The sequence below is a fragment of the Sulfobacillus sp. hq2 genome, assembly GCF_002903155.1.
Classification (GTDB): domain Bacteria; phylum Bacillota; class Sulfobacillia; order Sulfobacillales; family Sulfobacillaceae; genus Sulfobacillus; species Sulfobacillus thermotolerans.
This window is the reverse complement of record NZ_NWUL01000047.1, coordinates 325,398-350,073: the sequence shown is the minus strand read 5'-3', so window position 1 is coordinate 350,073 and position 24,676 is coordinate 325,398. Positions and strand designations below refer to the sequence as shown.

Annotated in this window: 22 protein-coding genes, 7 tRNA genes and 1 pseudogene; 20 read left to right on the top strand and 10 right to left on the bottom strand. The window is 50.3% G+C overall.

All coding sequences use genetic code 11. From position 1 onward, the window contains the following. Positions 1-25: 25 nt before the first annotated feature. From CO251_RS18120 to panB, 6 genes and pseudogenes are all read right to left on the bottom strand, one after another. Positions 26-277, bottom strand: a pseudogene (locus CO251_RS18120) (hypothetical protein); the annotation flags it as partial. A gap of 201 nt (positions 278-478) precedes the next feature. Then, positions 479-1,666, bottom strand: coding sequence for an RNA-guided endonuclease TnpB family protein (locus CO251_RS15185; RefSeq protein ID WP_103376637.1), 1,188 nt, complete (start codon positions 1,664-1,666; stop codon positions 479-481). Beyond that, positions 1,663-2,292 (bottom strand): IS607 family transposase, encoded by a 630-nt coding sequence (locus CO251_RS15180; RefSeq protein WP_103376636.1) that lies wholly within the window; start codon positions 2,290-2,292, stop codon positions 1,663-1,665. Before CO251_RS15180 ends, CO251_RS15185 begins: the two co-directional genes overlap by 4 nt. Positions 2,293-2,791: 499 nt before the next feature. Then, positions 2,792-4,132 carry an MFS transporter gene (locus CO251_RS15175; protein WP_103376635.1) on the bottom strand — a complete coding sequence of 447 codons (1,341 nt, stop codon included), beginning with the start codon at positions 4,130-4,132 and terminating at the stop codon, positions 2,792-2,794. Between the two features lie 211 nt (positions 4,133-4,343). Beyond that, positions 4,344-5,240: a ketopantoate reductase family protein gene (locus tag CO251_RS15170; RefSeq protein ID WP_158246380.1), complete on the bottom strand. Its 897-nt coding sequence runs from the start codon at positions 5,238-5,240 to the stop codon at positions 4,344-4,346. After that, entirely contained in the window at positions 5,237-6,070 is an 834-nt protein-coding gene (gene panB, locus CO251_RS15165; RefSeq protein WP_103376633.1) for a 3-methyl-2-oxobutanoate hydroxymethyltransferase, read from the bottom strand. Before panB ends, CO251_RS15170 begins: the two co-directional genes overlap by 4 nt. A gap of 126 nt (positions 6,071-6,196) precedes the next feature. On the opposite strand from panB, the gene CO251_RS15160 reads away from it, so the two are divergent. The 6 genes from CO251_RS15160 to CO251_RS15135 all read left to right on the top strand — a co-directional run bounded on the left by CO251_RS15160 (position 6,197) and on the right by CO251_RS15135 (position 11,590). Next, on the top strand, positions 6,197-7,336 hold the full coding sequence (locus tag CO251_RS15160; protein ID WP_103376632.1) for an acyl-CoA dehydrogenase family protein: 1,140 nt from the start codon (positions 6,197-6,199) through the stop codon (positions 7,334-7,336). Next, positions 7,336-8,016, top strand: coding sequence for a hypothetical protein (locus tag CO251_RS15155; protein ID WP_103376631.1), 681 nt, complete (start codon positions 7,336-7,338; stop codon positions 8,014-8,016). The genes CO251_RS15160 and CO251_RS15155 overlap by 1 nt, the downstream gene beginning before the upstream one ends. Further along, a complete protein-coding gene (locus tag CO251_RS15150) occupies positions 8,013-8,225 on the top strand; it encodes an acetyl-CoA carboxylase biotin carboxyl carrier protein subunit (protein WP_103376630.1) in 213 nt (70 codons plus the stop codon). Before CO251_RS15155 ends, CO251_RS15150 begins: the two co-directional genes overlap by 4 nt. Before the next feature lie 28 nt (positions 8,226-8,253). Next, positions 8,254-9,771, top strand: coding sequence for an acyl-CoA carboxylase subunit beta (locus CO251_RS15145; protein WP_103376629.1), 1,518 nt, complete (start codon positions 8,254-8,256; stop codon positions 9,769-9,771). Between the two features lie 24 nt (positions 9,772-9,795). Next, positions 9,796-10,731: a hydroxymethylglutaryl-CoA lyase gene (locus CO251_RS15140; RefSeq protein ID WP_103376628.1), complete on the top strand. Its 936-nt coding sequence runs from the start codon at positions 9,796-9,798 to the stop codon at positions 10,729-10,731. An 82-nt stretch (positions 10,732-10,813) separates the two neighbouring features. Next, a complete protein-coding gene (locus CO251_RS15135) occupies positions 10,814-11,590 on the top strand; it encodes an enoyl-CoA hydratase/isomerase family protein (protein WP_103376627.1) in 777 nt (258 codons plus the stop codon). A gap of 138 nt (positions 11,591-11,728) precedes the next feature. Here the strand turns inward: CO251_RS15135 and CO251_RS15130 are convergent, their stop codons facing one another. After that, on the bottom strand, positions 11,729-12,160 hold the full coding sequence (locus CO251_RS15130) for a hypothetical protein (RefSeq protein ID WP_103376626.1): 432 nt from the start codon (positions 12,158-12,160) through the stop codon (positions 11,729-11,731). 270 nt (positions 12,161-12,430) lie between these two features. On the opposite strand from CO251_RS15130, the gene CO251_RS15125 reads away from it, so the two are divergent. From CO251_RS15125 to CO251_RS15060, 14 genes are all read left to right on the top strand, one after another. Further along, a complete protein-coding gene (locus CO251_RS15125) occupies positions 12,431-13,522 on the top strand; it encodes a hypothetical protein (RefSeq protein ID WP_103376625.1) in 1,092 nt (363 codons plus the stop codon). Positions 13,523-13,578: 56 nt separating this feature from the next. After that, positions 13,579-13,854 carry a DUF6504 family protein gene (locus tag CO251_RS15120; protein WP_242968634.1) on the top strand — a complete coding sequence of 92 codons (276 nt, stop codon included), beginning with the start codon at positions 13,579-13,581 and terminating at the stop codon, positions 13,852-13,854. Between the two features lie 13 nt (positions 13,855-13,867). After that, positions 13,868-14,017, top strand: a complete 150-nt coding sequence (locus CO251_RS17470) for a hypothetical protein (protein WP_158246379.1) — start codon at positions 13,868-13,870, stop codon at positions 14,015-14,017. Between the two features lie 24 nt (positions 14,018-14,041). Further along, the gene (locus CO251_RS15115) at positions 14,042-17,134 is read left to right on the top strand and encodes a DNA polymerase III subunit alpha (RefSeq protein WP_103376624.1); all 3,093 of its coding nucleotides are present in this window, start codon (positions 14,042-14,044) and stop codon (positions 17,132-17,134) included. Next, positions 17,112-17,663 (top strand): flavin reductase, encoded by a 552-nt coding sequence (locus CO251_RS15110; protein WP_158246378.1) that lies wholly within the window; start codon positions 17,112-17,114, stop codon positions 17,661-17,663. The genes CO251_RS15115 and CO251_RS15110 overlap by 23 nt, the downstream gene beginning before the upstream one ends. Before the next feature lie 277 nt (positions 17,664-17,940). Continuing rightward, on the top strand, positions 17,941-19,911 hold the full coding sequence (locus CO251_RS15105; RefSeq protein WP_103376622.1) for a sensor domain-containing diguanylate cyclase: 1,971 nt from the start codon (positions 17,941-17,943) through the stop codon (positions 19,909-19,911). 520 nt (positions 19,912-20,431) lie between these two features. Beyond that, positions 20,432-20,507, top strand: a tRNA-Ala gene (locus CO251_RS15100). Positions 20,508-20,509: 2 nt separating this feature from the next. Continuing rightward, positions 20,510-20,585: transfer RNA gene (locus CO251_RS15095), tRNA-Glu, on the top strand. A 7-nt stretch (positions 20,586-20,592) separates the two neighbouring features. Continuing rightward, a tRNA-Lys gene (locus CO251_RS15090) sits at positions 20,593-20,669 on the top strand. Positions 20,670-20,681: 12 nt separating this feature from the next. Next, a tRNA-Trp gene (locus CO251_RS15085) sits at positions 20,682-20,758 on the top strand. A gap of 5 nt (positions 20,759-20,763) precedes the next feature. Further along, a tRNA-Gly gene (locus tag CO251_RS15080) sits at positions 20,764-20,837 on the top strand. Between the two features lie 2 nt (positions 20,838-20,839). Further along, positions 20,840-20,915 (top strand) — tRNA-Ala (locus tag CO251_RS15075). A gap of 18 nt (positions 20,916-20,933) precedes the next feature. After that, positions 20,934-21,009: transfer RNA gene (locus tag CO251_RS15070), tRNA-Gln, on the top strand. A gap of 279 nt (positions 21,010-21,288) precedes the next feature. Further along, positions 21,289-21,888: a hypothetical protein gene (locus CO251_RS15060; protein ID WP_103376620.1), complete on the top strand. Its 600-nt coding sequence runs from the start codon at positions 21,289-21,291 to the stop codon at positions 21,886-21,888. 14 nt (positions 21,889-21,902) lie between these two features. Here the strand turns inward: CO251_RS15060 and CO251_RS15055 are convergent, their stop codons facing one another. The 3 genes from CO251_RS15055 to menE are packed head-to-tail and all read right to left on the bottom strand — an operon-like array spanning position 21,903 to position 24,673. Next, entirely contained in the window at positions 21,903-22,283 is a 381-nt protein-coding gene (locus tag CO251_RS15055; RefSeq protein WP_103376619.1) for a hypothetical protein, read from the bottom strand. Positions 22,284-22,312: 29 nt separating this feature from the next. Next, complete coding sequence (menA, locus tag CO251_RS15050; protein ID WP_103376618.1) at positions 22,313-23,179, bottom strand: 1,4-dihydroxy-2-naphthoate octaprenyltransferase; 867 nt, start codon at positions 23,177-23,179, stop codon at positions 22,313-22,315. A gap of 27 nt (positions 23,180-23,206) precedes the next feature. Continuing rightward, positions 23,207-24,673 carry an o-succinylbenzoate--CoA ligase gene (gene menE / locus CO251_RS15045; protein ID WP_103376617.1) on the bottom strand — a complete coding sequence of 489 codons (1,467 nt, stop codon included), beginning with the start codon at positions 24,671-24,673 and terminating at the stop codon, positions 23,207-23,209. Positions 24,674-24,676: the final 3 nt, after the last annotated feature.

The following is a 24,676-nucleotide window of genomic DNA, read 5'->3' as shown; positions in this document are numbered from 1 at the left end:
CCGCTGTGCGAAGGGCAGGAAGAGTTGGTAAGGCAGCTTGGTCCAATGCTTGTGCGACAGCGGCTAAGGCATAGAGCGTAAAGCGGGCTGAATTTTTGAGAATCTTTGGATGGTGGATCCATTGCGAAGCATCGAAATGCGGAGTGATAGGCGATTGCCATATCGGATGCTGTATCGGGCTAAAAGGCCAGTCAACGGCACTAATTTGTTGGGTTCCCAATAGAAGCTGTTGCCAAAAATCTTGGGTCGTTAATCCTAAGGATGAAACAATTCCCATACCTGTGACGACCGGAATTTGCATAGTGTTGTGGCGCTCTTGGCGTCTGTCCCCGTTCTGATGGACTTATCCAAATTGGATCATTGCTGACCCACTCTGTTGCCACCTTCCTGGTTCATCGCGCCACGGCTTCTTAGGGTCTCAAAGACCGATCGTCCACCGGAGGGCGCTCCCCAAGCGAGTCACCGAGCAGTTCTACCGTTAGGCAGAAACGGGTGAGGAGCCCCTCACCGAACTCTCGGCCACGTGTCGTAAATTAATGGCCGCATTGATGTCGCGGTCATGATGCGTATGACATTCGGGGCACGTCCACTCCCGTACGGAGAGCGGCATTTTCGGCACTTTATCGCCACAAGCGGAACATATTTTACTGCTGGGATACCAGCGATTCACGACGACAACCGTGACACCGCGCCTGGAGGCCTTGTATTCGAGTTGGCGGCGAAATTCGCCCCAGCCCATATCCGCCATAACGCGGGCGAGCTTGTGATTTTTCAGCATCCCCGCTACATTCAGATCCTCGATGGCGATGACATCGAAACGGTCGACCAGATCGGTCGTGAGTTGATGCAAGGCATTCGCCCGGATGTGGGCCATCCGGGCATGGAGCCGCGCGATCCGCTGCTGTGTTTTTCGCATATTCTGGGACAAGGGCATGGGCATCCCTTTCGGGATGGGCCGGCCGGGCTGGAGCCCGGCGCGAATCTTGGCGGCCTCCATCTGGCGGCTAAACTGTTTCGACAACCGACCAAGCGTTGTCAAGGCCGCCGCATAGGCTTTCGGTCCCATGATTTTCTCGCCGGTCGAGAGCGTGGCCAACGCCGCAATGCCCAAGTCTACCCCGACCACCGTTTGGTTTTCACGGTGAACGACCGGCGGATCAGGAATTTCGACGGTGACACTCAGGAACCAGCGATCGGCCGTGCGTGACACGGTGCCTTCCACGACTTTCCCGACGAACCGCACCGTTTCGTGCATTCGCACCCACCCCAGCTTCGGGATATGCACCCGCGATCCTTTGATGGCCAATTGATCATTGGTGAGGGTAAAACTGTCGTGACGGCCTTTCTTCTTAAACGTCGGATACTCCGCCGTCCCGGCAAAGAAGTTCTTAAACGCCTGGCCCAAGTGGATCACGGCCATCTGCGGCGCGTTTTTCGTCACCTCCAGCATCCAGGGGAAGGCGTCGCGCTTGAGTGCATTGAGTTGACGCCGCAGAGCCGCTTCGGTCGGCTTGGGCAACGTCGGATCGGCTTTCCATGCGTCGAACTGTTGTTGCCACTGATCCAAGGCCCAATTGTACGCGAACCGGGCCGTCCCGGCGGCCTTGCGGAAATACGTCTTCTGCACGTTGTTGGGATCGAGCGCAATTTTATGGGCCCGCATCATGACAACGCCTCCTCCACGGCGTGTTTCACGCCGTCCAGCAATTTTTGGTTCTTCCGCGAGCGACTCCCATAGAGCCGCGCTGAAAAGACCGTGATGATGTCGAGGACATCTTGAGCCAGCTCTTCCTCACAGGTCGTGTCCTCGCCTTGATTGAGAATCACGACCTCCACCTGCTTGGCTTCGCAGATCGCAAAGACGAGCTCCGCCCCCAAGCGCAAGAGACGGTCCTTATGGGTCACAACCAGCCGACCGACCCGGTCGGCGAGGATGTCATTTACGAGGCGTTTCAGGCCCTTCTTGTGATAGTTCATCCCCGACCCGAGGTCGGCCACGACCTCAAACGTCCATCCGTGGTGGGCGCAATAGATCTCCAAGACTTGCTTTTGGCGCTCCAGATTCTCTTTCTGGTCATGACTCGACACCCGCGCATAGGCCACGGTTTTTCGGTCGGGATTGTCCGAGCCTTGAGACGCGGATCCCAAGCGACTCAGATCATAGCGCCGATCCCCACCGCGAGTCCGTGCATCCGGTAAGAGTCGTCCCTCTCTCTCCCATCGGCGCAAGGTCGTCGGAGTAACCCCCAAAAATTGAGCCGCTTCATGAATACTCACCAATTTACGATCCATATCCAGATCTTACATCATTAGATAAGTGTATACAACATTTAAGGAAACTGTTCAAACCCCTTTAAAAAAAACAAGGCTTTGCCGCAGTTGCACCGCATGCAGGCGTGTTCTCAGTGTGATTATGATAGCACTTTGCAGGATTTTACGTTTGACTTCAACGCCCCTGGTCTTTGGTGGGCGATCGCGAGGTGACCAATAGAACGTCAGACACGAGTCATGTTCGTCATCGGCACTGTAAAGGCCGTATAGTAGTCCGTGTTCTTCTGGGGGGAGCTCCTACGCTTAGGCGGGTAAGGTGCGCCTTAGCTTAAGAAAAGGAGTCATCCCATTCGGCTTCCTAAGTGAGATTTCAGTGACCTTTTGGAAACCGAATGGGATGCCTGTTATTCCGATAGACGGTGTCATCCGTGACGTAACGTCTATCACAACACATCATTGGACGGCCACTTTCGTTGGCGTCTTTGTTCTCTCAATGTGACGCTGGTGTGATGCTAATGGATTATCCGCCGGCTAACTCTTGGCCTTTGGGCTCGGGGGCTAACCATAGGGTCAACACCATACCTATTAAATCCAAAATCCCAAAGACAATAAGACCGGTTGATAATCCGACGTGGGCGATAAAGAGGGGGAGCACTAAAATCCCGATCAAGGCTCCCACACGGGATGAAGCTGTCGCAAACCCATGACCGGTGGCACGCACGGATGTGGGAAAGACTTCGCCAGCGTATACGTACGTCAGTTGGCCAGGTCCTTGGTCCACGACCGAAAGAACCAGAAATAGCGAGAGAAAGAGTCCGAATCCGGGGTGATGTAATAATCCGGTAAGAATGAAAATCAAGCCTAAACCCAAAAACCCATAAGATTGCAGGCGTTTTCGTCCGGCGCGGTCGACGAGGATCCACACCACAGCAATTCCTACGAGCCCAATCGCCTGCATGGCCGCCGAGGCCAGTACCGATGACGTCAATGTAGAACCCTTGAGCATTTTGAAAATGGTAGGGCTGAAAACGATCGTTGCATAATTGCCGACATCAAACAAAAGCCATGTCACTGACGCAAAAAGCGTCATGCGGATCAGATCTTTGTGAAATAAACGGGAAAATGACGCCATCGTGGTGGGGGTTTCTTGGCCTAATCCTCCGCCATCTTGGATATTGAGGGTGGTGTCAGCTTCACGCGCCACTTGCTGGGCAATGGCAATGGCCTTGTCATGTTGTCCGTCAGCTGCTAGCCACCTGGGCGATTCTGGTATAGAGCGTCGACCCCAGATGACTAAGATGGCGGGAATCGCTCCAGATGCCAACATCCAGCGCCATGCGTTGGGACCGGTGTGCAGAAGCAGTAAACTGACAAAATAGGAGACAATGGCACCGACTGTCCAAAAGCCGATTGTCGTGACCATTAGGATACCGCGGCGGCGTCGTGGAGCAAATTCTGCGGTCAGGGTTGATGAAATCGGATAATCGGCCCCCAGTCCAATCCCTAGGAAAAAGCGAAAAATGATAAGCTCAGCCATGTTCTGCGATATGGCAGCTAATAGTGCGAAGACCACAAAGAATACTAAATCGAGAAGATACATGGTACGGCGTCCAAATCGATCGGTCAGGTTGCCAAATAACAAGGATCCTATCAGCATTCCTAAAACGGCTGCTGAACCCACTAATCCTAATAAGAATGGAGAGGGATGAAATTGCGGTTTGATAAATAACAGGGCCACCGAAATAATGGTGAGGTCGTAACCATCAAGAAATAAGCCCATTGCTGATAGAAAGGTCAGACGACGAATAAAGCGACTAACGGGTAAGTCTCCAAAATTGACACCCGTTTGAAGTCCATCCATGATGACGCCTCCTTTTTGACCTAGTCAGATCAGTCGGCGTGCGTATCGGCATGCACGTTCTTTTATGAGGGAAAAGAAGAATATTAAATCGGTACACAGTATTCTGTCAAAAATGGCTTTATGAATGTCTGGTGCGTTATAGCCTGCTTTTGTAACGCAAAGTCAGAGGACAACAACGTGTCAGTTTGCAAAGGGGCTGCCGTGAGGATTGTCATACGTTGGGGTTCGATGCAATGCGGTCAACGAGGGCTATTACTGCTTCATGCGTAGGAAGATGCATTCCATGAGCGCGTGCTTGTTGCACAAGATATCCATTAATCGAGTTGATTTCTGTTGGGCGGTGCCGCCTGACATCTTGGAGCATTGAGGAGATATTGGGAGCTGTGGCACGGGCCAACTGAGTCACTTGCTCGCCGAGATTTGAGGGTAAAACAATTCCGGCCGTTTGGGCTATCATGCGCGCTTCGTGAATTAAATCTGGCATCAGATGCCACAATGGCAGGTCGGGGAGTGCGCCATTGGGGGCATTGGCCAGGACAGATAAGGGATTAATGACGCTGTTTTGAACCAGTTTAACCCAGCGTGCGCGTAGAACGGCCTCCAAGGGGAGAAACCGCCATGACCATCCGATATGGTCAAGCGTTTCCTTCCAAAAAGGGATGAGAGGATGAGGCATCAACGGAATCGTCGTTTCTCCCCGCGCCGTCACCGTGGCTTCAGGTAAACGGTGGTGTTTGTTCCACGAAAGCGTTACGGCATTAGTGGTTAAACCGCAGGCCAGTTGTTGAGGGGACAAGGGCGGAATTAAAGCCGCCTCTTGCCCCATGCCATTCATTAGCGAAATAATCAAGCACTCATTGGGTTGATGGGCCAATAATTGCTGGACAAGCGGCATGGCAGGCCATTTTACAGCCAAAATAATCACATCCCAGGGTGTGTCAGCTGCGTCGTTCCACGAGACAAAAGGCGGATCAAGCAGTGTTTGCTTGCCGCTTTCTGTGACCAAAAACGGGCGGTAACGCCGCCCGATTAACGTGGGTGATAAAGGCTTTAGGCTATAGGCATAGAACATGGCCATGGCGCCTGTGCCCGCTATGGCCATGTTCATGAATTTTCTCTCGCTTGGATAAATTTTTCCCATTCGCTATCAGGCAGGTGATAGGATTCGGCGTCTTGCGGGAACGTGCGGTTGATAACACTGTCGCGATAGGACTGTAACCCCGCAATCATGGCGTGCCGAATATCGGCAAATGGGCGGGCAAACTTAGGCAACGATGAGCTAAGTCCTAAACAATCGTGAAACACTAAGACTTGTCCGTCGACGCCGGGACCGGCCCCAATGCCTATGGTTGGCGCCTCGATGTGTGCTGTGACATAAGCGGCTACCCGGTCAGGGATTCCTTCAAGGACGATGGCGCTTACGCCATGATCGCTGAGTGCTTGTGCATCTTGGACCAATTCTTCAATGGCCGATGAGGATTTGGCTTGAACTTTATATCCGCCCATGGTATGCACGCTTTGTGGAGTTAGACCTAGGTGGCCGATGACGGGAATCTTTTCTTGGATAAGGGCATCCACCACAGGAAGAATGGCTTGTCCTCCCTCTAATTTGACGCCGTTCGCTAGCGTTTGCTGCATAATGCGTCCAGCGCTTGCGAGCGCAATGTCCACATTGTAATACGTCAGATAGGGCAAATCGACAATCATCATCGTGTGAGGAGCTCCACGACGCACCATGGCAGCATGGCGCAGCATATCATCCAATGTGACAGGAATGGTCGACTCGTATCCTAAGGTGGTCATGCCTAGCGAGTCACCCACCAAAATCACATCGATGGCTGCCTCTTCAGCGACTTGGGCTTGCACGACGTCATAGGCAGTAATCCATGTGATAGGGCGTGTGCCCTTTAACGATCGCAGTTGTGGAGCAGTTAACATGTTGTATTCACCTGTCTTTGATGGCGCAGAAGTGCTGCCGGATTTATTTAGATTATAGTCGTTTTGGACAAATTCGCGGTAGAATGAATTCTGGATGGATGTAGCCATGTAAAGGGGATATGACGCATGGATTGGGATATTACGCCCGAAGAGCGCCTGATTCAAGAGACAGTTCGAGAATTTGCTAATGAGATGGTAGCACCTGAGGCAGGCTACCGCGATGAGCACGAAGAGTTTCCATGGGATTTAATGCAACAGATGGGGCAACTGGGGTTTTATGGATTGCCGTTTTCGGAAGAATGGGGTGGGTCTGGGGCCGGGACCGTAAGCTATGCGTTAGCCGTGGAGGAAATTGGGCGGGTTGATGCCTCGTTAGGGTTGGGATTTGCGGCCCATGTGTCTTTAGGATGTTCGCCCATTTATGCTTTTGGCACTCAGGAACAGAAAGAAACCTTTTTAGTTCCGGCCATACGAGGGGAGTTTTTGGCCTCGTTTGGCTTAACTGAGCCGGAAGCTGGCTCAGATGCCGGAGGAACGCAAACGTTTGCCCAAGAAGATGGGGACCGTTACCGCATTTCAGGGACGAAAATCTATATAACCAATGCGAAGCATGCCGGTTATATTGTGGTGACGGCTCGAACCGACCGCAATGAGCGCCGTATTTCGGCGTTTATTGTTCCTCAAGGGAGTCCCGGCTTGTCTGTCAATGCGGGGTATAAAAAGATGGGTATGCGCTCTAGCGAAACCTGTGAGGTCTACTTGGATAACGTGGAAGTTCCTGCCAAATACTTATTAGGGCAAAAGGATAAGGGTTTTCACCAGTTTCTCGACATTTTGGATGGAGGAAGAATTAGCATTGGGGCGTTGAGTGTGGGGGTCGCTCAGGGGTGTTTGGATGCGTCCTTGCGATATAGTCGGCAACGTCGTCAATTTGGAAAAACGTTAGATCGTTTTCAAGCGATTCAATTTAAGCTGGCGGATATGGCAATGGAAGTTGAACTGGCGCGCATGATGGTATTGAAAGCGGCGTGGTTGAAAGATCAGCATCGCCCCTATGCTAAAGAGGCGGCAATGGCCAAGCTTTATGCGTCTGAGACTGCCATGCGGGCCGCATTGCAAGCGGTGCAAATTCATGGGGGGGCAGGATACATGCATGACTTCCCTGTGGAGCGCTTTATGCGCGATGCGAAACTTCTGGAAATCGGAGAGGGGACATCGGAGATTCAACGCATGGTGATTGCAAGACAGCTGGAGTCCGTAGAATAGTGCATACGGTCATGGCGACTTGGGAACGCGACGCGGCACTTCGGACGCAACTCACACCTGAACGTCTAGAGTATTGGCAGCGTCTTTCAGGGTTTGCAGAGCTCCCTCACAATTGGGCCGATATTTGGGCTGGATGGGTTACGCATCATGTCTTTTGTCTCAATGCATCAAAAAAGGCTCGGTTGACGCCTCTGCAAATTTTAGATGGACGGGAAAGTCAGGGATACTGGGCCCTGGCGACAATATTTCACCATAAACTATGGGTATTTTCCCATCAAGCGGTCTATTATGGGGCTTGTGCATGGAAATCTTGGGATATTCACGCCGTAGTGGGACATGGGCAAGAGATTAGCTGGATGAACGATATGCCCGGCTTTAACGGAAAGACGCTTTATATTCGTTGCCCATCCCCCATTCCCGGATTTTGGGCTGCTCGCAGTGCCGATCATGTGCTCCTGTGGCATCCTTTGATATTGGGACCAGTGGGAGAGTGGGTGGAGGGACGTTTGGTGGCGTCAGTGGGTCTCGCCGCAGAATACGCGCCTCCCCGAGAGTGGAAAATCCGCGGTGAGGCCATTGCTGGTGGCGTATGGGGCTCTACGGGGCTACGTCCACTACCTGCCTTAGAGGGATGGTTTTCCGAACAATCAATATGGCAAATCGAGGAGATGAATTCATGAGTAGTGTTGTTGCAAGTTTGGCAGGAACCGTATTTAAGGTGTTGGTCGGGCCGGGAGATCAGGTGGCCGTCGGACAAGAGGTGGTTCGGCTGGAGTCAATGAAAATGGAAATTCCCATTGAATCGGAAGTGGCAGGCCGGGTCATTGAAGTGCTAGTGCATGAAGGGGATTTTGTCAACGAAAGCGATCCTCTGCTGATTTTGGAATAACATAGATATCAGAAGGGGGATATCGGCATTGAGTCCCGAGGAGTTAAGCCAACAACGTGCGCGAGCTTTGGCTGGAGGATCACAGAAATATCAGCAAAAGCTGGCAGAATCCCACAAATTATCGGTGCGCCAGCGTCTTGATCTCTTACTTGACCATGGCTATGTCGAAGATGGGTTGTTTGCCAACGCCAAGGCGGATGGTCTTGCGGCTGATGGTGTGGTGACTGTTACCGGAACGATCGACGGACGTACGGTCGTTGTGATGGCCAATGATCCGACTATTAAAGCAGGATCATGGGGGGCGCGTACGGTCGAGAAAATTCTGCGCATCCAAGAAAAGGCATTGGATTTGAATTGCCCTATTTTTTACTTGGTGGATTCGGCAGGCGCGCGCATTACGGATCAAGTTGAGATGTTTCCCGGACGCCGGGGGGCTGGCCGGATATTTTACAATCAGGTCAAGCTATCGGGCCGTGTCCCGCAAATTTGTTTGTTATTCGGGCCATCAGCCGCAGGCGGAGCCTACATTCCGGCCTTTACGGATGTGGTCATTATGGTCGATGGCAATGCATCAATGTATTTAGGTTCTCCGCGCATGGCGGAAATGGTGATTGGAGAAAAAGTGAGTTTGGAAGAAATGGGTGGGGCCCGGATGCATTGCACGGTAAGTGGCAACGGCGATTTATTGGCGGCCGATGAGCCGCAAGCAATTGCATGGGGTAAGCAGTATCTCAGTTACTTTCCCGACCATTATCAAGCCACACCGCCGGCAATTGCGCCACAGCCTCCCGTGCCAACCGATTGGGATCATGTGATTCCAAGCAATCAAAATGTGCCGTTTGATATGCACCGAGTGATTTTTGGATTGGTGGACGAAGGCACTTGGTTTCCAATCAAGCCGTTGTTTGCACCAGAAATTTTGGTGGGGCTGGCGCGGTTAAATGGCGAGCCTATTGCCATCGTAGCCAATCAGTCTAAGGTCAAGGGCGGGGTGTTGTTTGTGGATTCCGCCGACAAAGCCGCACGCTTTATTACCTTGGCAGATGCGTTCAATATTCCTTTATTATTCTTGGCGGATGTGCCGGGATTTATGATCGGGACCAAGGTTGAACGCATGGGCATCATTCGCCATGGGGCGAAAATGATTGCCGCAGTGTCCGAAGCGACCGTTCCCAAAATTAGTGTGATTGTTCGTAAAGCGTACGGAGCAGGACTCTATGCTATGGCGGGGCCGGCTTTTGGAGCGGATGCGACGTTGGCGTTGCCGTCGGCGCAAATTGCGGTTATGGGACCAGAGGCTGCGGTCAATGCCGTGTATTTTAATAAGATTCATGAACTCGATGAAGCCGAGCGTCAGCAGTTTATTCAAGAACGGCAGAGGGAATACCGTGAGGATATCGATATTCTGCGCTTAGCCTCTGAATTGGTTGTGGATGAACTCGTGCAACCGCATGAGTTACGCCAAGAGTTGATTCGGCGTTTTCACTTGTATCGGAATAAATCACGGGATTTTAGTGCTAGGCGTCATCCAGTGACTCCGGTATAAATCCCGTAGAAAGGGAGTCAAGCAATGAGCTGGGAATGGCAAGCACCACCGAAAGTCTGGATTCGGGACGTGTCTCCTCGAGATGGACTACAAGCGGAAAAAGTGATTGTGTCCACTGAGGATAAGGTCTCGCTCGTTGATCAACTGACCCATGCCGGGGTACCCCGTATTGAGGTAACGTCTTTTGTGAGCCCCAAGTGGCTTCCGCAAATGGCGGATGCGGAGCAGGTTATGGCAAAGATCGCCCGGCGTGCGGACGTCGTGTACTCGGTATTGGTGCCCAATCCTGTAGGAGCCGAGCGCGCTTTAGCAACACATCCCGATGAGATGACTGTGTTTGTGTCGGCCAGTGAAACGCATAATCAAAAAAATGTGCACCGGACCATTGACGAGTCATTAAAAGGCTTTGCAGAGATCAGCGCAATGGCACGGTCCCATGGCGTAGTTCTTTCTGCGGTTATTGTCACAGCTTTTGGCTGTCCTTATGAAGGCACCGTGCCTTTGTCTCAAGTACTGGGCTTGGCGGAGCGGTTGCGCGATATGGGCATTCATGAATTGGCCCTGGGGGATACCGTGGGCGTTGCTAATCCGCGGCAGGTTGCGCACGTTGTGCAGGCTTTTCGCGAAAAATTGCCGGATATCTCATTGGCTTTGCATTTCCATGATACGCGGGGAACGGCATTATCCAATTTGCTAGCCGCTGTTGGTAGTGGTGCCTCACGTTTTGAAACCGCGTTAGGAGGGATTGGGGGCTCGCCTTTTTCTCCAGGGGCCGGTGGCAATTTATCGACAGAAGATACCGTGTATTGTTTGGATGAAATGGGTATAGAAACCGGCATTGATTTAGATCAGCTGTTACAGACAGCCCGTTTTTTGGTTGAGAAATTGGGCCATGATGTTCCCGCTAAAGTTTTTCATGCGGGCGGGAAGATGATTCCTGTAAACGCTTCGAAATCATAAAGCGACCTAAACCGTCAGATGCGGTCTCCAAGATCGCGCTGGCGGTTTGTGTTTTAGGTGATGCAACGACTGGGGGATAGTGATGAACAATATAGAGGTGGAATCCGGGGCGATTAGCCGGATTTGGTTGAATCGGCCTGCTGTACGCAATGCATTAAACGGACAAACGATTCAAGAATTAATTGGGACATTCGAACGCCTTGGTCAGGATCCTACGGTTCACGTAATTATTTTAAGCGCACGTGGGGAAAAAGCATTTTGCGCGGGAGCGGACCTAAATGAAGTGGCGACATTGCGGGAAGTGGAGTCGGTCCGTACATATTTTTCTTTAATGGCGCAACTGATTGAAACCATACGCAGCGTGAAGGTACCCGTCATTGGAGCGGCCTTCGGATATACGTTGGCAGGGGGGATGGGGCTGGCAGCGGCTTGCGATATTTTGATAGCGGCGGATAACGGGTCGTTTGGGCTGCCAGAAGTAAAAATTGGATTGTTCCCTATGGTGGTGATGGCGCCCATTGCTCAGCTTATTGGGCCAAGAAGGACCCTTGAGCTGGCATTAACAGGACGCATTATTTCGGCGCAGGAATTACATCAATGGGGGTTTTTCAATCAGTTGGTTCCGTTTTCTCTCTTGCAAGACAAGGCATGGGAGGTAGCTGACGCGATCAATCAAGGCAGCCCATTTATTGCGCAAATGGGAAAGGAAGCATGGCGGCATATTCAAGGGATGGATACATCACAAGCCATGGACTATCTGAAAAATATGGTGAGCTTAGTCGCTTTATCAGAGGATTCCCGGGAAGGTATCTTGGCATTCCAAGAAAAGCGTTCGCCACGGTGGCCTTCCGCACAGTAACGAGGGGACATTGCCTCACTGAGCTAGCAATCTGCATGGTCTATGTGGGCGTTAGTTATTAAAAGCACGTTCGGATATAAAAAATCTCTAAGCTTCGTGACTATTGCGCGGCTTAGAGATTTTGCCGATAGGATTGTTTTAATTTTTGTTTTGGGCGGCCTTTTTGGCGCCGTTATGGTCTTGATGATCTTCTTTATGACGAGAATTCTGTTCGACATTGAGATGAGCTTCGATTTTACGGGCGATTAAGTCCTTTGGCCCGGGTATGACGTCTGCCGTAATGCGCAGTTGATGGTTTTGCAAGGCGGTCATAATGGTGCTGACCGAGCCTTGTGCTTCTAATGAGATGCGTGTTGAACGTGTTAGGTCAATAGTAACCATTTTTCCTGAGGATGTTTTGAGGGTAATTTCCGCTCCCGTAAAGTTGCCGGATTCAAACATCCCGTGAATGGTCTCCATATGCTTGGAATGGTCTGGCATATCGTGATGCTTTTGCGCAAAAGCAGCCCCAGATAAGGCGAGAACGCTGACCATAGCTCCTGCGGTTATGATTCCCCGTGACTTTTCCATTAAATAGCTCTCCTTGGCTTTTCTTGAAGAAATTGATCTCCGTAAAAATTCGCCACGGCGTGGATGTTTCCTGTTTTTATGATCGAGATTTTGCGTAGGCTAGAGCTTCGGCACAAAGCGCAGTAGAACCATTTACGATGCTCACGCGTTTTCGAAGCATGTCCTAAACCTGGTCAAGAGGAAGAAAAAGTATTTGATAAAGCGCTATCTTGTGGGTATAATAAAGATCGCTTAGGCGAACAAATGTTCCGTGAAGCTGAGGTGTAAGCAATGACGGTAGTGTACTGGCGTTTAGCACATCTCAAGCGAAGTGGCCAGGATCAAGACGGATTTATAGTCGAGCGTGAAAATAAGGTTTATGATACAGACCCTTTCGGGTGGAATAATGGCGTACGGCAAGGCATGTCGATACAGGAGATGAAATGGCGTTATCCCCACGCAAAAATCATTTCCTGGAGCAAAAAAGATTACCAATCTACCTATGACAACCTGTGTCAATGGCTCAATGACAACGCATTATTTTATGTGCAAGATGATGTACAACAAGGGTATTGGGGTTGTCAGGAAATGAATAGCAGCCAATGGCAACACCTTGTGACGTCGACCTTACTTCAATGGGCCACAAGAAGCACGATGGGCATTGCTTCTCATTCGTTGTTAGCACAATGGCTTGCTCATGAAGGAGCACACTATCCCCAATTAACAGAGCATTGGACACAGGCGCAACATGAGGCGTATGTCGCGCGGGAAAATAAAGAGGAAGAGCTGTGGAAATTATTACCGTTAGAATACTTACCAGAAAACATTCCAGAGTACTATCCGAAAGATTGGAAAAAAAGAGGATGGATGAGGGTTGGAGATGTACCCAATTTATATACGAAAGTCAAGACAAGGGAGTTTGGGGGACAGCATTTCAAAAGTACGGCAGTAATCCGTGTAGAAAAACGATTTGATAGTCCTGTAGAACAAGGAATTCCTGAGTTAGTGCGTATCATGGCAGAGGAAATCGCGAGGATTTTACGTGAAAGAAGGCAGGGGAGCCGACAGTTGCGGATTATTTGGGAACATGAGCAGGGAGATGAAATGCGCCAAAGAACTTGGCCAGTGCAAACCGAAAATTCTCAGCAAGTCGTGACGCGGTTTTTAACGTTGCTTTCCGTACTCCCCCAAGCGCCTCCTCAAGGAATTATATTAGAAGCTCATCAAATTGAAGATTTACGGGCAGAACAAATGGCTTGGTGGTCCGGCCCTATTGCACGTCGTTTTCAGGGAGATCCAGAGGGGCCAATATCAGAATCCCGCCGAACGCGAATGCTTCAGTATTGGGATCCTTGGCGGAGAGGACATTCACTGGACCGATAACGGGAAATGGGGAATACAACGGGTCTATGATTGCCATCGAAAAGGGGGATTGCGGCGTGAGTCCAGAAGGAATTCCCCATTTCAGTCGTGAAGAAAAGGTTCGCCCCATTTCGCAGGTTCGAATACGTAACCATGTACCGTATCAGTTCTTCTTGAATGGTCAATCTCATAAGATTATCCGTATTATGGATTACTGGCGAGATGTTTCCGAATGGTGGCGAGGAGAACCGGAACTATGGTTTTGGCGCGTTTTAACAGATCGTCAGGGGGTGTACGAGCTAGTATGCCATCCTCAGAGTAACCAATGGTGGGTTTATCATGTCTACGACTAGGAAGGTGAAGACTATGGCGAAAATTATTATCTTCCCCAAGCAATACCAAGCGCGCGAGCTAGAGATGGTGATTCACATTGGCCAAAGGACATTTCGTATTCGGGAGCATTCCTTGCTTGATCGGGTGTGGAGGAATTGGAAAAAACATGCACCGGGCGCTTGATAGAGCGGACGTCTTAATAAAAAGATGATAGGGGCACATCTTCATGTTCATTCGGCATTTTCCTTTTTAGAAGGTGCTTCACTGCCTCAAGACCTCGTCCGCGTTGCTGCAGAAGAAGGAATTTCTACGTTAGCGTTGACCGATCTTCACCGCGTATCGGGTATTGTCCCATTTTTGACTGAAGCGAGCGCTTTAGGCATTAAAGCGGTTGTGGGGGCCGAAGTCGAACTCTTAGATATCGGGCGCATCGTGCTCTTAGTTCCTGATACGGCGCATTATTCTGCGCTTGTCAATATCTTGTCGGAAGCACATCTTCTTGCTCCACGAAAGACGCCTTATGTGACGTGGGACACACTAAACCGTTGGGGAAAGGGTCTCATGGTTCTGACGGGCGACCGTATGGGCGCTATTATGCGTGCATGGTTTCGTGGTCAAAAAATGTTCATGGGAGAATTGCTCGATCGGTTTATTGAAATTTTTGGAACGGGCCATGTTTTTATTGAATTACCAGCGAATTATCTTCCCGGAGACAGCGCTCTTTTTCGAGTATTAACGGACTTATCGCAGTGGAAAAATGTACAGACTGTAGTGAGTGCCGCAGCCCATTATGCCAGAAAAAAAGACTTCGCAACGTTTGATTTGTTAACCAGCATACGGTTAGGGCAAAAAATTGAGGACGTCGGGCCCGGGCGCTATTTAAATGCCGAAAATTATATTAAGCCATGGCAGGCCATCGTCACCTCTTTGGCGCAGTGGCCTGAAGCATTGCGGAACACCTTGGCATTAGCGGAGCGTTTGCAAACCCCTCAAATTTTGTACAAACGCCGTACTCCTCATTTTCCTTTGCCGCCTAAAACGTCTGCGTTTGAATACCTACGGTCGCAAGTGGTCGCGGGTATGCGCTGGCGGTATCCGCGCAATGCCCGAGATGTTTGGCCGCGTATTCAACATGAACTGAACATTATTGAATCTTTAGGGTTTACCGAGTATTTTTTAGTGGTCTGGGACATCGCCCACTATGCTCGGCAAAAGGGCATTCGGTTTGCCGGACGAGGATCTGCCGCGGATTCTGTGGTGGCATATTGTCTAGGAATTACAGATGTGGACGCCTATGCACGCAATCTTTTATTTGAACGGTTCATGAGTCCAGAACGACAGGAAATGCCTGACATTGATATCGATTTTGATACCCGCTATCGGGATGATGTGATTGCCTATGTTCAAGATCGCTATGGTGAGGCACATGTCGCTCGCGTTGCAACTTATCAAACTTTTCGTCAGCGTTCAGCTGTGAGAGAAATTGGAAAAGTGTTGGGATTTCCCGCGTTAGAGTTGGATCGACTAGTCAAATCGCTGCCAGAAGCCTCCTTATCCCAAATTGTTTCTCGCTGGGATGAAATTCCCGAGTTGCGTCAATATGCCGAACGTCCTATGCTGCAAAAAATCATAGAGTGGGCTTCACATATAGAAGGATTGCCGCGGCATATCGGCACACACTTGGGTGGGGTGGTGATTAGCCATGAGCCATTGTCGATGATTAGTCCACGCGAAATATCACACAAAGGGGTTCAAATCATTCCGTTTGATAAGCGGGATGTCGAAGCTTTGGGGTTGTTGAAATTAGATTTACTGGGATTACGGACCTTTACCGCTGTAGAAATCGCTAATCAAGCCATCCAACAGAGTACGCCAACATTTGTGTATGATGAGATTCCTTTGGATGATGAGGCTACTTACCGGACGCTGCGGCAAGGGGACGGGATCGGAGTGTTTCAATTGGAAAGCCCTGCGCAAAGATCACTCGCTGTCAAACTTGAACCCGATCGGTGGGAAGATATCGTTGCCAGTTTAGCATTGATTCGCCCAGGACCGATTAAAGGCAATATGGTTGATCCATTTATTGCACGGCGTAAAGGACAAGAGCCGATATCGTATCTCCATCCAGCACTGGAACCGATCTTGTCTAAAACCTATGGCGTGGTGCTTTTTCAAGAGCAAGTCATTGCCATTGCGAGTACATTAGCGGGATTTACCCCGGGAGAATCAGATGCCCTGCGTCGTGTCATGACCCATGCTCGGTCCGTAGAGGACATGCGAGAATTGGGCCAGAAGTTTTTGGAAAAGGCTCAAGCGCGGGGAATTGATCCTGAAATTGCACAGGCGGCATTTCAACAAATGGTGGGATATGCAAGCTATGGGTTCAATGAAGCGCATGCTGCGGCATTTGCAGCGACGGCCTACCGTACAGCCTATCTTTTAACCCATTATCCCACCGAATATTTTATCGGATTGTTCAATGCTGAACCGTTAGGCTATTATCCTCTAGATGTGCTGATGGTGGAAGCTCGCAGACGGGGAGTGGAGATACAGCCTATCGATATTAATGCCAGTGCGGTGAAAGCGCAGAAATCAGGAACTCACCGGATTCGCATGGGGCTGGCTTTCATTAAACGGTTAGGGATAGAGTTGGCTAAAAATATTGTAGCGCGGCGGCCCCAAGAAGGGTATAAGACGCCTCGTCAGTTGCGATCTTGCGGCTTAAACGAGTCGCAAATTATGGTGACGATTCAAATTGGTGCGTGGGATGAGACGGGTTTGTCGCGTGAGGCCTTAATCGATGAGTTAACATTACCAGATGGTCTAGTCTTGACATCAAAAATCTCCTCTAATAAAAAGGCCCCATCCCCCATTGAGCAAAATCTTTGGGACTATCAGCATTGTGGATTTGGTCAACATCAGCAATGGATGGCTCCGTGGCGAAATCTTTTGACTCAGCAGGGGTTTGTGCCGATTAACGCCCTGGATCATCTGCCTGCTGGACGATTTGTTCGCTGTGTAGGCTTACTGATTCGACCCCATCGCCCGCCTACACGCAGTGGGAAGATCGTGGTATTCTTTTCATTACTGGACGAAACCGGTGTGCTCGAAGCACGATTAGGCCCGGATGGTTATCAAAAATTTGGCCACTTGCTTTTTGGACCGCGTAATCCGGTGATTGTTGTGGCGGGACGTATTGGACAGAAGAGTCTCGACGTGCGGGCCATTTCCGTATGGAATGGCCCGGTTTATCAACCGGATAGAAGGGAAGCGAAAAATGGATACGGGAGCAAAATTTGATTGGACCGAACCCGTCTATGATGCGCGTAGGCGAGGGACCTTTATTATTTCCACATCCGACGGAGAACGCAGCCATATGCATACGGGGTGTTGGGTCAGCCCTGTCTCTCATAAGCCGCCCCGGATGGGAGTAGCGATGGCAAAAGAAATTGAAGGCGCACGCATTGTTCAAAAAGGACGTCGTTTTGGGTTATCGTTGGTAGCAGCAGATCAGTATGACCTTTATGTTCGGTTTTTACAAGGTGCCCTTACGCCTGATTTACTTGGCGAAGGGGCTATTGTCTATGGCGAAAAGACGGGCGTTCCGTTATGGGCCAATGCCGTTGCAAATTTTGAGTGTTGGCTTGATGACCTTATAGATTTAGGCGACTTTTACTGGATGATTGGACAAACCGTGACGGCTACGCCGCTGCGAGAGGTCCCTGATTTGCTCGTTAACGACATTGGCCCGGTGACGAAAGTGAAAATGCCCTTTCGTGGATATGATGATTCGAGAGTTTTGCCAGACCGTTCTAATGATGCCCGGTAACCCATTTCCTCCTGTAACTCTAAAATTGATGTGAACGCCAAAAGGCAAGCACGGAAGAGTGGTCTAAAGCTTTTCCGTGCTTGACATGCCTTTCCCACCGAGAGGATCTCATTTTTACGTCCCTGACTTGACGAAAAATCATGATGTTCTTTTCCCATAATTAATCGATTTATAGGAAACTTTCTTTAAGATTTGTAAAAAGTTTCCTATGAATTAAAGGATTTTTATTGGATAAAGCGAAATAGTATCTAATACGCCATAATGTTGGGTGAACATTGTGAAGGTCAAGCAAGCGCCGTACCGTATCGAAACCGAAAGGGCCATTTGGAAGATTCGTCCTTTAGAATGGTTGCTTGCCGCGGGGCTATTGGGGGTCCAACAGCCCCGCGACTTGATAGTGACGCTCATATGGGGGCTTATGGCTCTTTTGATGCTGTGGAAGATGCCCCAAAGCGGTCTGCGAACATGGAATGTCCTATTGATTCCCGTCGATATAATCGTGATATCCGCCGCGGTATTTCTCTCCGGCGGATTACAAAGTCATGGTTTTCTCCTCTATAGCATTGATGTGTTGTTTTTGGTGACATATGTGTCGTGGCAATGGATCGCGGTGGGGACGGGCTTAATCTTCGTCAGCTATGGCATAGTATCTAATGGATGGACCCATGGCTTGTTTTGGTGGCAAGTCCTGTTATTAGTCTTGCTGGCATTGAGCGCCCATACATTAGGGTCCTCGGTTCTCAAAGCCATGCGTAGTGCCAATACCGGAAAAGTCAAACTTGAACAATTGGCTGCTTTGAAATCTTTACAAGGTTCTTTAGTGGAATTATCGGATTTAAGTACCATGGTCATGACGATTCTCCAAGCAGGAACTCAGTTATTGCAAACGCGGGTAGGATATGTTGCGCGGTGGACAACCTCTGGAACACTACAGATGGTGGCCCAAGTGGGGTTGAGTGAAGACGAGGAAGAATGGGATCCGCGTGACAGTTATGAAGCCGATGCCCTTAACCGCACTGAAATGACTTATTGGAAACACATTGCGAGTCTTCCACCTGTTAAGGTGGACCATGGCCTGTTAGCCCTTCGGTATTATCAATTGGCCATGGTGCCGTTAAGAGATGGCGCTAAGGTAATTGGGGTGATGGCGTTTGCAGGAGACCGGGGAGGAGTGCCGCTCAATCAACAACAGGTTGTGCTTGAGGGACTTGCTGACATGGTGGTGAACCAGAGCCGATTTGCTCAGGCTCAATCTGACGCGCGTAAACGCGGTCGATTGCTAGGAATTCTAGAGCGAGTCGGACGTATTGTGAATAAAAACCTTGAAATGGGCATGCTTTTGCGGTCATTGCACCAAGCCGTCGCTGAGGAATTAGAAACCGATTCGTTTTTTGTCGCGCTGACGTTGCCTGATGATTCGGAGCGTATCCTTATGGAGTATCTTTTTGATGAAGGTCAAGAATATCCTGCGGAAGTGATGTCGATTACGCCTGGCAGTCCTACGGAACGGGTGTTAGAAGGACAAGAAGCGTTACTCATTGCGGGAGATATTGGGCCATCACAATTATTGGGATCATACCGTGTGCCCAAGAGCGCAATTTTTGCGCCGTTGATATTTGAAGGCACTATCATTGGTGTGATCTCTACTCAGTCCTACCGGATAGACTATGACCAAGATCATGTGGAGTTTGTCTCATCGATTGCCTCTCAAGCGGCAATCGCGATTCAAAATGCCCAGTTGTACCAACAAACCGAGTCGGTGGCCTTAACAGACCACCTGACCAATCTTGGAAACTCTCGGCGTTTTACGATAGCCTTGCGATTGGCTATCGACCATGCTCGGGCTACTCATACAGCCCTATCGTTGCTCTTGATTGACTCTGATAGCTTGAAGCAAATCAACGACCGTTATGGACATATGGCAGGCGATACCCACTTACAGATGCTATCCCATGTGATTCTGCGCAATATACGAGAAAATGATACGGCGTGTCGTTATGCTGGCGATGAATTTGTTATTATTTTGCCCAATACCCGGGTGGATGAAGCCATGTCCGTTGGGGAACGCATTCGGCGGGAGATGGATGGGAAATTTGCGTGGAACGATTCTATGATTGGAACGACTATTAGTGTGGGGGCGGCACAGTTAGACTCATCCATGTCGCAAGAAGAGCTTTTTGCAGCCGCTGACCGCGCGATGTATGAAGCCAAGCAATCAGGGAAAAATCGAGTCGTTGCAGTATCGTAAGTCATTGGCTGTGGTCGCGTTCTTGTTTCGACGTAACATAGGAAAAAACGTTGTCCGGCCCAATGGGTCGGCGTGGGGGCTACGCATGGCTCTGAAAACCGATCGCCGATTGACCAAGCCAGCTATAACCAGCTTAACTGGAAGCGGGGATATGCCAAGCGTACGACCGCCGAACGGGGAACAGTCGCGTGGCCATCTCCTTTGCAATGGAACTTCACACCATTCGCGGAAAAAGAGCTGACAGCCCGGAACAGGCTCAATGACGGAGAGAAAAGCACAACATTATACAATATGGCACGTATGCCAAAAACTATCACCTGTGTTATCAATAAAATGCAACCATAAGCTTTTTAATGGGTACAATGCAAAAAAAGCTCGTGGATGAAACCTCTTGACCATATGCTGGGGTGATGATAAAATTGCTTTTGTTGCAACGCCGACGAGGCAGAGCAAAAAAAGAACTTGACAAGCCAAGTGAAGATCACTATAATAAGAAAGCGGCTCGTTAAGGCCAGTCAATGGGGATGTAGCTCAGTTGGGAGAGCGCTTGAATGGCATTCAAGAGGTCAGGGGTTCGACTCCCCTCATCTCCACCAGCGACCCCATGGTCTAGAGGCCTAGGACATCACCCTTTCAAGGTGGTAACCCGGGTTCGAATCCCGGTGGGGTCGCCATCTATTCGGGCCATTAGCTCAGTTGGTTAGAGCATCCGCCTTTTAAGCGGAGTGTCGAAGGTTCGAGTCCTTCATGGCCCACCATTACATGAACTTAGGCCAGTAGCTCGAATTGGTAGAGCAGCGGACTCCAAATCCGCGGGTTGGGGGTTCGAGTCCCTCCTGGCCTGCCATTTAAGCGGGTGTAGCTCAATGGTAGAGCCTCAGCCTTCCAAGCTGATCACGTGGGTTCGATTCCCATCACCCGCTCCATCGGGGCTTTAGCTCAGCTGGGAGAGCGCCTGCTTTGCACGCAGGAGGTCAGCGGTTCGATCCCGCTAAGCTCCACCATATCAATTTAATATTTATTGGGGAGTCGCCAAGCTGGTAAGGCACGGGACTTTGGATCCCGTATGCGCAGGTTCGAGTCCTGCCTCCCCAGCCAGTTTAAGCCTACAAATTGTTGTAGGGCTTTTTTTATGTCCATTCCTTTTTGTCAAAACGGCGAAATTATGGCCGATGTTGGGTTGCCAGGCTTTTCAGTGCTGATGCGAGTGGGACCGGGAATCATGTTTGAAATGGCTAAACATTACCACCACCCCCTTTTCTGGACGATAGGACATGATGGCGGTAAAATAAAGCGACAGTATACCGTGTTTCAGGCCGGCTAGTCGCGTTGGGTAATGCGATGATAGGACGACGAACGGAAAGCAGGAGGACGTACATGAATACGCAGAGTATGAAGTTTGTCTTTGGAGTGTCGGCGCTACTAACCATCGGCGTCATTTTTGTGCCGATGACAACCTCCTTGGGTCAGAATATTACTGAGGCGAATGTAACAGGATGGCAAGGAGAATATGAGGCCGATACGCAACAATTTAAGCTCCGCATGGAAACGCCAAATCCCCAAACGACGGTCGTGGTAAACATGGCACCTTTACCGTTAAAGGATTTTAGTATTCACCGAGGAGAAAATTGGTACACACCTGTTGATACCAAAGCGCCTATGCAAGCAGCCATGGCCGACGATCCGCATTTGTTGGAACAAGCTTTGGGAACGCGCAACAATGTCTTTACGCCCCTGACACCCTTTCCGGGGAATCCTGTTGCATATAGCGTGGGGATGCTTGAAACCTTAGCAAAAAATCGCATTAATCCCGACCAATTTGGGGGGCCTAATATTCCTCCGGGCAGCGTTCCCGTATCCCATCTCAGTGACGGAATGCTGCAAATTGACACGCAAGCCAATGCCGATACGTTTAAACAACTAAAGCCCGGGCAAATGCCACCCGAGCTTAGTGCGTTAATCAAAGAATATCATTGATGGCCAGGGTGCCGTTATGCAGCTTTTTTAGCACGCGAAGCGCCCATTTCAGCCAGTCCCATTGCGACGAGCATGAGGAGCAAATGCACAATGCCTAACGCGTTGCCGCGTATGTGCAACGTCAAGCCCATCAATCCTCCAACTGCGACAAGTACGGCGCCCGTCCACAGGGCGCCAGCCCCGGGTTTACGGGCTTTGCCAATGCTGCTCGCTACGGTAATCATGGCGCCTAGGACGATAATCCCCGATACAATATGTAAGTCAACCGTCGCGCGATTCAAGGCGAACCAGCCAAACATGCCTCCAAGGCCAATAATCAAAGCGACGAGAAAAGCTAAGCGCAAGATCATTTGAGTGATTTTGATGCCGCGTAGGGCGACAGATTGTTGTGCCATCGTGCTTGTCTCCTTCCTTAAACATCACCCTACCATAGAATACCGATTGCAAGCAAAACCCCGATGATGACGTGAATACGTCCTGTAATCGGGACGGCTTTGCCCCATGCCTGCCCCGAGGACAGTTTTTTTAAGTTGGCAATAATAACTGGTAGTGAAAGCCAAATGATGAGGACGCTGTAGGGCAAGAGGCCCGTGAAGGCCATAACGGTAATCCAGAGCAGGACGATTGCAATCATGCTGATTAAAATGAGCAGTCCGCGTTTGGCCCCAAAGACAATAGGGAGGGTGTGTCGCCCGTGACGCCGATCTTTTTCCAAGTCGCGTAAATTGTTTGCAATTAAAATCGTTGCGACGGAAATCCCTACGGGCCAGGAAATCAACTCAGCAACGGGCGTGATAACGCCCGCTGATGCAAATTGCGTCGCAAGCACTTCGATCGGGCCCATAATGAGCGCGACTAACAATTCCCCGAAGGGGGTCGAGGAAATGGGGTAGGGTCCGCTTGTGTAAAGAAAGCCGGCAATGATGCCCAACAGTCCCATGACCAAGAGCAAGGGGCCACGGCAATAGACAAGAATTAATCCGAGAATAAGGGCTAGAGCATAAGTGAGCAATCCCGCATGCCAGACGGTGCGGGGCTTCACTTCCCCTGTGACAATAATGCCGCCAATGCCCAACGATTCGTGGTCATCTAAGCCACGACGGTAGTCAAAGTATTCATTGAGCATATTCACGCCGATCTGCATACTAAAAGCGATGACTACCATATCAAGCCATGCCCACCATTGAAAATGATGAGTTATCCAGCCCATTGCGCCCCCAATGAGCAATGGGACAATGGTCGCTAAAAGCGTAGGGGGGCGGCTAACACGGAGAAATTGTTTAAAGTTCATGAAGGATTCCTTCCTCAACGGTTCCGATTAAATTGGCGCGTATTGCCCGTTTTCCCACATCGCTGCTAATTCGCGGCGCCTAAGCTTTCCGCTGGCGGTTCGTGGGAGAGTATTCGCTTGGTAATATTGCGTTGGCTGCTTCACGGTTGACAAGTGGAGCTGGGCCCACCGATGCAATTCATCACGGGAAATCGATTGGTCTGTGGCAATAATGGCCACAGGCACTTGACCCCATTGCGGATCAGGAACGCCTATGACGCCCGCATCGTTGATATGGGGATGAGCTAGTAATGCGGCTTCGATCTCACTCGGAGAGAGATTTTCACCGCCTTTGATAATGAGTTCCTTCTGCCGGTCAATGACGGTCAGGTAGCCCCTCTCATCAAGATATCCGATATCGCCGGTTCTGAGCCAGTCATTCCAAAATGTTGCTTGAGTCGCGTCTGGCTGCTTCCAATAGCCTTGAAAGACTGTAGGGCCTTTGACTAACACTTCACCGTGTTGATAGGGGCTAAAGCTAGGCCCTTGAGGCGTCATAATCGCAATTTGAGTCGGATAGATGGCGGGGCCTGATGATAGGGTACCATAGGCATCGTCCGGCAAGCGGGTTGCAATCTGCGAACTGGTTTCAGTCAGTCCGTAGGTTTGCACGGCCGGCACGTTGCGTCTATGCGCTTCTTCAACGAGGGAGGCAGGCGCAGGAGCGCCGCCTAACAGCACAATGCGTAGGTTAGACCCAAACGATTCATCCGATTCGAGCAAGCGATACAACATGGTGGGCACGACGGATATTAATGTAATGGGATAGCGATGGAGCAAATCAAAGACCGTCTGAGGGTCAAAGCGATTGAGCCAGACAATGCCACTGCCCGTGATCACGCTCCGAAAGAGAATGGAAAGACCGCCAATATGAGACAAAGGCATCATGTGTAGCCACAGGTCTTGAGGCAGCGTTCCCAAGTGAATCGCGCTCGATACAGCGCTCGCATAGATATTTCCAAAGGATAACAAGGCTCCTTTGGGGCGTCCCGTCGTCCCAGACGTATATACGAGAAACTGTGTAGCCGTTAAATCAATGAATGACGCCGGCATTGGTTCATAAGTGTTCAACTTGTCGAACAGATTTTCTAGACAGATGGCCGTCCCAAAGGAGGATGGAAGGGAATCTTGGGCAATGATGAGATCAACGTCGGCATCGGCCACAAGAGGGGCCAGTTCTTGCTGTTTCAACCTACCATTTAATGGAACGAGCACCGCGCCGATCCGGGCTAGTGCATGAATGACGGGCACCGCCTGCCACTCGCCGGACACTATTAAGGCGACACGGCGTCCTTTGACAACACCGCTTTGTGTCAAACGAGTGGCAACGCGGGCCACCATGTCATCGAGTTGCTGAAAGGTCCAACTCTCTTGCCCGTTGGTGAAAGCAAGAGAGTGAGCGGACGTTTTTGCACGGGCATGAAGCCAATCAGGAAGGATGGTTGCCATCATCATAAA

Bases quoted from the DNA above. Each gene is read 5' to 3' on its own strand.
- CO251_RS15185 (WP_103376637.1), bottom strand. From the start codon at position 1,666: ATGATGCGGGCCCATAAAATTGCGCTCGATCCCAACAACGTGCAGAAG.
- CO251_RS15180 (WP_103376636.1), bottom strand. From the start codon at position 2,292: ATGGATCGTAAATTGGTGAGTATTCATGAAGCGGCTCAATTTTTGGGG.
- CO251_RS15175 (WP_103376635.1), bottom strand. From the start codon at position 4,132: ATGGATGGACTTCAAACGGGTGTCAATTTTGGAGACTTACCCGTTAGT.
- CO251_RS15170 (WP_158246380.1), bottom strand. From the start codon at position 5,240: ATGAACATGGCCATAGCGGGCACAGGCGCCATGGCCATGTTCTATGCC.
- panB (WP_103376633.1), bottom strand. From the start codon at position 6,070: ATGTTAACTGCTCCACAACTGCGATCGTTAAAGGGCACACGCCCTATC.
- CO251_RS15160 (WP_103376632.1), top strand. From the start codon at position 6,197: ATGGATTGGGATATTACGCCCGAAGAGCGCCTGATTCAAGAGACAGTT.
- CO251_RS15150 (WP_103376630.1), top strand. From the start codon at position 8,013: ATGAGTAGTGTTGTTGCAAGTTTGGCAGGAACCGTATTTAAGGTGTTG.
- CO251_RS15140 (WP_103376628.1), top strand. From the start codon at position 9,796: ATGAGCTGGGAATGGCAAGCACCACCGAAAGTCTGGATTCGGGACGTG.
- CO251_RS15135 (WP_103376627.1), top strand. From the start codon at position 10,814: ATGAACAATATAGAGGTGGAATCCGGGGCGATTAGCCGGATTTGGTTG.
- CO251_RS15130 (WP_103376626.1), bottom strand. From the start codon at position 12,160: ATGGAAAAGTCACGGGGAATCATAACCGCAGGAGCTATGGTCAGCGTT.
- CO251_RS15125 (WP_103376625.1), top strand. From the start codon at position 12,431: ATGACGGTAGTGTACTGGCGTTTAGCACATCTCAAGCGAAGTGGCCAG.
- CO251_RS17470 (WP_158246379.1), top strand. From the start codon at position 13,868: ATGGCGAAAATTATTATCTTCCCCAAGCAATACCAAGCGCGCGAGCTA.
- CO251_RS15115 (WP_103376624.1), top strand. From the start codon at position 14,042: ATGATAGGGGCACATCTTCATGTTCATTCGGCATTTTCCTTTTTAGAA.
- CO251_RS15110 (WP_158246378.1), top strand. From the start codon at position 17,112: ATGGATACGGGAGCAAAATTTGATTGGACCGAACCCGTCTATGATGCG.
- CO251_RS15060 (WP_103376620.1), top strand. From the start codon at position 21,289: ATGAATACGCAGAGTATGAAGTTTGTCTTTGGAGTGTCGGCGCTACTA.
- CO251_RS15055 (WP_103376619.1), bottom strand. From the start codon at position 22,283: ATGGCACAACAATCTGTCGCCCTACGCGGCATCAAAATCACTCAAATG.
- menA (WP_103376618.1), bottom strand. From the start codon at position 23,179: ATGAACTTTAAACAATTTCTCCGTGTTAGCCGCCCCCCTACGCTTTTA.
- menE (WP_103376617.1), bottom strand. From the start codon at position 24,673: ATGATGATGGCAACCATCCTTCCTGATTGGCTTCATGCCCGTGCAAAA.